Source organism: Gordonibacter pamelaeae 7-10-1-b (genome assembly GCF_000210055.1).
Taxonomy (GTDB): domain Bacteria; phylum Actinomycetota; class Coriobacteriia; order Coriobacteriales; family Eggerthellaceae; genus Gordonibacter; species Gordonibacter pamelaeae.
Genome location: NC_021021.1, coordinates 3,178,911 through 3,185,818, shown reverse-complemented (window position 1 = coordinate 3,185,818; position 6,908 = coordinate 3,178,911). Strand labels below are relative to the sequence as shown.

Sequence of the window (6,908 nt, the reverse complement as noted above, 5' to 3'; positions counted from 1 at the left end):
CCGGGCCGGCCGAAGGTCGCCTGGCGCTGCACCGTATGCGGCCATATGGTGTACGAGGACGAGCTCCCCGACGACTTCGCGTGCCCCGTGTGCGGCGTGGGGAAGGATATGTTCGAGCGCGTGGAGCTGTAGCGCTCGCGCAAGCGGAATGCCCCCGCAAGGGCGGCTCTGCCGGAGGCGAGCCGCCCTTGCGGCGAGAGACCCCCTCGAACCTGCTCCCGTCGGGCGCTCACACCGCGTACTTGCCGAGATAGTGCCGGTGCTTGTACCTGATGAGCGCGCGAAGCCGTTGCACATAGCCGTACTGGTCGGAGCTCTTCTGAAGGCCCGTGTTCTCAAGCACGCCCACGAAAAACCAGTGAGGCGGGTTCAGATCGAGCGATATGATGCCCTCGGCCTCCTTGCGAACCGATTGGGTGAACGTGTCGCTAAAGGTTACCGCCTTGGAATTTCGCACCAGGGAATTGATTCGCTCGATGTTGGTGCTGTGCAGGACGATGGTCGGCGCTTCGCGGTCGGGGCCTTGGAAAGCGCGCTTGACGAATTTGTTGAGGACCGGCTCGTTGAAGTAGGCAAGCGACAGGTCCGACATCTGCCGAGGCGTGATCTGGCCGTCGGGGAACTGCGGGGCCAGGCTTTTCGGCGCCTTGACGGTTATCCGCATGGTGAGGAACGGGGTGAAGGTGAGGTAGGGGAATGCGTCGAGCTCCGCAACGTCCTCTTGGAGGATGTTGACCAGGCCGAAGTTGGTCTCCCCGCATTCGATGGCCGCGATGATCTCGTTGAGCTCGCATTCGCTGACGGAGCAGTTGTCCAGGCCATGCTCGCCCAGCTCCTCGTCCAGCAGGTTGAAGATCGCGTTGCATACGTACGAGGTTGCGAACACGTTCACGGTCGCGTCCGTCGCGGAGGGCCCGACCTGCATCTTGAAGAAGCGCTCGCGGGCGCGGTCGTTCTGCCTCACGATCTCCGTTGCGTGCGACTTAAGTATCGAGCCCTCCTCCGTCAGCTCGATCCCCCTGCCCTTTTTCCTGAAGAGCACGACACCCAGCTCGCTTTCGAGTGCGCGCATCGCCTTGCTCAGCCCCTGCTGCGAGATGAAGAGGTTGCTGGAAGCTTGCGAGAACGATCTGCATTCGGCTATTTCCAAGAAGTACTCGAGGACCTCGATGCGCATACCTATCCCCTTACTTTGGCTTATGGCATCTTGAAAGCGTTGGGTGCGTTGGGCTCGGGCAAGTCCATTGTATCGGGTATAGCCAAATATTCAAACGACATTCGGTTGGGCCAACCAGATACGAAAAGTTGTCGAAAAAGTTCCACCCTCACATTGATGAGGCCATTGAGCAGGTATTAAGCGATTCTCTCCCTCGCCTCCGCCTTCCTCGCGGCCATCCGAAACGGAAACCTCAGGTTTGCCTGCCGGGCGAGCGAACCCTGTTGGATTGTTCTGCAAGAAGCCCGTACAATCATAGCCATCGATCGAAGCGAAAGCCGATCCGGCCCCGCTCACCTGGCCGGCGGCTGTGAGCGAAGAGTCCCTCAACGCGAAAGAGAACCCGTTAGGCGGGTTGGATTCGCGCACCCTTTTTCGGGTTTGCGGTGCAGCGTTCCCGCTATCGCCGATCAGCGGGGACGCGGGGCGGCTCGGGGCGCTTCGGTTGGGGAACGGGGCCTTGCGCCCCTCGGATGCACGGGCGAGGAAGGGGATGAATTCACAATGGGCTACAGCAAGGGAAAGAGGGTCTCCGCGGCGGTCGGCGTGACCCTTGTTTTGGCGAGCGCCTCGGGAGGGACGTCCGTCATGAACGCGATCGTGCCGTTTCTGCTCGAGGGCATGCAGGTCAACCTCACGACCTTCATGATAGGCCCGACGGTGGCGACGATACTCTCGTTCGCCATGAGCGCGATAGGGGTGAAGATCATCGACATCATCTCCCCGAAGTGGTGCATGCTGATCGGCTCGGTATGCAGCGCGCTCACCATGTACATGGTGGGGACCGCGACATCGTTCGTCTTCTGGATCATCGCGAACATCTTGAACGGCATCGTGCTTGCGTTCGCCACGTATGCGGCGGCGGGCGGGGTCATCGCGGTGTTCTACGGCGAGAGCACGCAGAAGGCGTTCGGCGTCGTGGGAGGAATGACGGCCCTGCTCGTGGCCGCCTGGATGGCCGCCACCTCGGGCCTGCTCCACATCATGCCGTACTCCCAGCTCTTCACGATCTACGCCGTCGGCATCGTGGTGGTCGGCGTCTTCTGCAACCTCGTGCTCATCGGCAAGGTTCCCCGCCGCAAGGCCGCGTCGAAGGCGCAGCCCGCCGCCGGGGCGGAGCAGGGTGACGCTGCCGCGCAGGATCTCCCCGGATACACGTTCGGCGAGACGCTGAAGAAGGGCGCCTCCATCTACTTCTTCCTCATCGCGATGTTCCTGGTAGCCTGGTGCGCCTCGGGCATAACCTCGTACGCGAGCGTCTACTACACCTCGTTCGGCATGGCCGCCACCACGGCAGCCGCCATGCTCAGCCTGTACTCGTTCGCCGCGGCGTTCCTCAAGCTCGCCTCGGGCTTCATCCTGAAGAAGATCGGCGCGAAGGCCATGAGCATCGTGATCTACCTCGGGTTCGCGGCGGGCATCGTGTGCCTGCTCGTCTGGAGCCAGACGCAGCTGTTCCCGTTGGCGATCGCCGGCATCGTGCTCTGCGCGTTCATCTCGTACGCCACGATGATCCCCGGGCTGTTCGTGCCCGACCTGTACGGCATGAAGGACTACACGGGCATCAACTCGGCCGGCGTCGCCGGATACTACGCGGGTGCCGTCACCGTGCTGTTCGGCCTGTCGATCGTCATCGGCTTCCTCGGCTACTTCAACGCCTTCGTCGTGCTGGCAATCGCGGCGCTGGTGACGATGGCCTTCATGCTCGCAGCGGTTGCAACCAGCCCTATGAGGGGCATGAAGGGGAAGGAGTGATGCGCAGGGCGGTTTCATGAAGGGGGACGGCCGCGGGCGGGCATCCGAAACCGCGCGCCCGCGGAAAGCAAAGGAACGAAAGGAGAGGAAATGGCGCTGAAGAAAACGCGAACCATGTGCACGACGTGCCACGCACGCTGCGGCGTCCTGGTCTACTCGGACGAGGACAACCGGATCGTCAAGATCGAGGGCGATCCCGACAACGTCAAGTCGAAGGGCGTGATCTGCGGCTCGGGCATGTCCGAGCGCGAGATCCACAACAACCTGGAGGGCCGCCTGCTCTATCCCATGAAGCGCGTGGACTGGGACCCCAAGGGCGAGCGCAACCCCGAGAACCGCGGCAAGAGCGCGTTCGAGCGCATCAGCTGGGACGAGGCCATGGATATCATCGCCGACGAGTGCCTGCGCATCAAGGAGGCGTACGGCCCCGAGGCCATCATCACCGGCCAGGGCACGGGCCGCGTGGCGAACCACTGGCACTGCCGCATCAACTCGTCGCTCGGCCTGGAGGGCTGGAGCCTCGTGCCCACGCACGTGTGCCTCATGCCGCACATCCTGCCGAACGCGTTCACGCTGGGCGTGTTCAGCTCGGCGGCCGGCGACATGCGCAACGCCCACTGCGCCGTGCTCTGGGGGCAGAACCCCGCCATGGAGACCGCCTGGTGCAAGGAGGTGTTCAAGAACCAGGCCGCCGGCATCACGAAGCTCATCGTCATCGACGTGCGCTTCCAGGATATGTCCAAGCACGCCGACGTGGCCCTGCAGCCCCGTCCCGGCACCGACGCCGCCCTCGCGCTGGCGTTCATGCACGAGATCATCGAGCATGGATGGTACGACCCCGAGTTCATCGAGAACTGGACGTACGGCTTCGACGAGCTGGCCGAGCGCGTGAAGGACTGGACCCCCGAGCGGGCTGCCGAGATCTGCCAGGTGGATGCCGACGACATCCGCCTTGCCGCTGAGTACATGGGCAACTGGGGCCCGGTGGGCATGTGCATAGGCCTCGGGCCCGGGTGCATGCACACCAACGCCATCCAGAACGGCCGCGCCATCGCCTGCCTGCAGGGCATGCTCGGCTACCTGGACGTGAAGGGCGGCATCCCCGTGCCCCTGTCATTCTCCGTCATGCTCGACGACAAGATCACCCTCTGGGACTCCCAGAAGGACCCCGGCCGTCCCGAGCTGTTCACGTTCGGCGGCGAGGAGCATCCGCTGTACAAGTCGTTCGGCCGGTCGAACGACCCGCACGCGGTGTTCAACGCCATCATCACGGGCGAGCCGCGTCCCGTCAAGGCGTACATCGCCATCGCGAACGACCCGCTCCTTTGCTACGAGAACACGAACCTCACGTACCAGGCCATGACCTCGCCGAACCTCGACTTCGTGTGCGTGAAGGACTTCTATATGTCGCCCACGGCCAAGATCGCCGACCTCGTGCTTCCCTCGGCCGACTGGTCGGAGCGCTATTCCTACGACGAGGAGCTCGACGGCAACTTCCTGTTCACGTTCGACAAGGCCGTGGACGCGCCGGGGGAGTGCTGGTGCGACTGGCAGTTCTTCCTCGAGTGGGGCAAGCGCATCGACCCCGACAACTGGTGGTGGAACGACGTCCAGGAGATGGTGCTGTGGCGTATGAAGGAGTTCTACGGTTTCGATCTGACCTGGGACGAGTTCCAGTCCGAGAAGTACCGCTCCACCGAGCCCGGCGGCAAGCAGGGCGAGGTCGTGGAGAAGAAGTACGAGAAGGGCCTGCTGCGCCCCGACGGCTCGCTGGGCTTCCCGACCCCGTCCGGCCGCATCGAGTTCTGGTGCGAGTCGCTCGCCGCGTTCGGCTACGACCCGCTGCCCGACTTCGAGGAGCCGGCCGAATCGCCCGTTTCCACGCCGGAGCTGGCGGAGGAGTACCCGCTGGTCGTGGTCACCGGCATCCGCATCTACTCCTTCTTCCACTCGGCTTGGACGAACACCCCCGCCCAACGCAAGATGTACCCGGACCCGTTCGTCATGATCCATCCCAACGATGCGCGCAGGTACGGCATCACCGACGGCGAGTGGGTGACCGTCGAGTCCCGGGTGGGGCATATGATCTCGAAGGCCTACGTCACCCGCGAGATCAAAGAGGGCGTGGTGGGCGTGCCGCGTCCCGGCTGGCGCGACGAGTGCAAGGAGCTCGGCCTTCCCGGATACGGCTGGGACAAGGCGAACGGCAACGTGCTGATCCCCTCGACCCCGGCGGAGCCCGGCTACGGGGCTACCCCCATGCGCTCCTCGCTTGTCAAAATCTATCCTGGAAGGGGTGACCTGTAATGAAGAAGCGCGTGAACGGGGAGGGCATCGCCCTTCTCCATGACCTCGACGACTGCACCGGCTGCTTCGGCTGCGAGGCCGCTTGCCGGGAAACCTGGCGCTATCCCTACGATGAGGATTGGATGCGCGTGATACGACGCACGCCTTTCGTGGTCGATGGGAAGCTGCGCACCTACCATGTGGTGGCCCCCGTGCTCGACAAGTGCGCCGCCTGCTATGCGAAGGACCCCGATCCGCTGTGCGTGACCGGATGTCCCGGCCAGGCGTTGAGGATCGGGATGACCGAGGCCTTGGGCGCGCAGCCGGCGGAGGTCGCGCTCGGCTTCTCCATCTACGCCTTGGCGGCGGGTTTCGCAAGCCTGGTGGTAGGGGACGTCATCAACAAGATCAAGCTGCGCGGCTCCATGCTGTGCTCGGCGGTGCTGTTCTCGGGAGGTTTCCTCATCCTGGGGCTCATGACCGAGATCTGGCAGGTGTACGTCGCCTACGTGGTCATGGGCGTCGGCTCCGCCCTGGGCGGGATGGTCATCCTCTCCGGCATTCCCAACAATTGGTTCAACAAGCGCCGCGGCATAGCCACGGCCATCATCTGGTCGGCCATGTTCCCCGGCTCCCTGGTCGTCGGCCAGATCATACCTGCGGCCACAGCCTCGGGCAACTGGCAGATGGCGCCGTTCGCCCTCGCCGGCATCGCCTTCGTCGTCCTTATCGTGGGCGCGTTCCTGCTCAAGTGGCAGCCCCAGGAAGTGGGCCTGCTGCCCGACGGCATGACCGAGGAGGAGGCCGCCGCCCAGGCCGAGGCCGCCGGTGCGGCGAAGCTCGTCGGCCTCACGCGCGGCAAGGCGCTGAAGACCACGACGTTCTGGTTCATCGCCATCGCCTTCGCCCTCATCGGCATCGGCGAGCAGGGCCCGTTCCAGAACTTCCCCGCCTACATCGTGGGCAACGGCTTCGACCTTGCCGTCGCGGGCGCGTTCATGAGCGCCATCTCGCTCTCCGGGGTGGTGGGCAAGCTCGCCTCGGGCGTCATCATCGACGCCGTCGGGCCCCGCATCGCCTACTGCATCCTCAACTCGCTCGCGGTCGTCGGCCTCGTGCTGATCATCTTCGTGGGCGACAACATCGTGCTGCTGTTCGCGAGCTCCATCCTCTTCGGCGTGGCCCTGAGCTCGTCGGCCGTGTGCTTCTCCACGGCTACCGCCATGTACCTGGGGCCGAAGCATTTCGGCGCCATCTACGGCTTCGTGTTCCTGGGCAAGCCCATCTGCGACGCCATCGGCGTGCCGCTGGTCGCCGCGATATCGGGGACGGCGCTCGGCTTCTCCGGCGCGTTCGGCATCTGCGCCGTGTTCGTTGCCGGCTCGACCATCTCCATGTTCATGGTGCGCAAGAACAAGAAGCTCGTCCAGATGGAGGAGGAGGCCGCCAAGGAGCTTCAGGCGGAAGTGGCGGCCCAATAGCTCGAACGCCCCCGAATTCGCGCTTCGGGCTCGACCGGGGGCCTGGAAGAAACCACGTTTGCAAGGAGGTTGACCATGTGCTTCAGACCAGCTGCCGCCGCTTCCGGCGGACCGGTTAAGTGCCCCAAGTGCGGCGCTTCGGTGTCGGCGTCCGCCGACGCCTGCCCGAG

5 protein-coding genes are annotated in these 6,908 nt (G+C 64.3%); 4 read left to right on the top strand and 1 reads right to left on the bottom strand.

Going from position 1 to position 6,908, the window contains the following annotated elements:
* Nucleotides 1-132: rubredoxin-like domain-containing protein (locus GPA_RS20520; RefSeq protein WP_041239721.1), on the top strand; the 132-nt coding region annotated here is incomplete at its 5' end.
* Between the two features lie 97 nt (nt 133-229).
* On the opposite strand, the gene GPA_RS14620 is transcribed toward GPA_RS20520, so the two are convergent.
* Entirely contained in the window at nt 230-1,177 is a 948-nt protein-coding gene (locus tag GPA_RS14620) for a LysR family transcriptional regulator (protein WP_015540356.1), read from the bottom strand.
* A 543-nt stretch (nt 1,178-1,720) separates the two neighbouring features.
* Here GPA_RS14620 and GPA_RS14615 point away from each other — a divergent pair.
* From GPA_RS14615 to GPA_RS14605, 3 genes are all read left to right on the top strand, one after another.
* The gene (locus tag GPA_RS14615) at nt 1,721-2,971 is read left to right on the top strand and encodes an MFS transporter (protein WP_015540355.1); all 1,251 of its coding nucleotides are present in this window, start codon (nt 1,721-1,723) and stop codon (nt 2,969-2,971) included.
* Nucleotides 2,972-3,061: 90 nt separating this feature from the next.
* On the top strand, nt 3,062-5,278 hold the full coding sequence (locus GPA_RS14610; protein ID WP_015540354.1) for a molybdopterin-containing oxidoreductase family protein: 2,217 nt from the start codon (nt 3,062-3,064) through the stop codon (nt 5,276-5,278).
* Nucleotides 5,278-6,738 (top strand): MFS transporter, encoded by a 1,461-nt coding sequence (locus GPA_RS14605; RefSeq protein ID WP_015540353.1) that lies wholly within the window; start codon nt 5,278-5,280, stop codon nt 6,736-6,738. Before GPA_RS14610 ends, GPA_RS14605 begins: the two co-directional genes overlap by 1 nt.
* Nucleotides 6,739-6,908 lie beyond the last annotated feature (170 nt).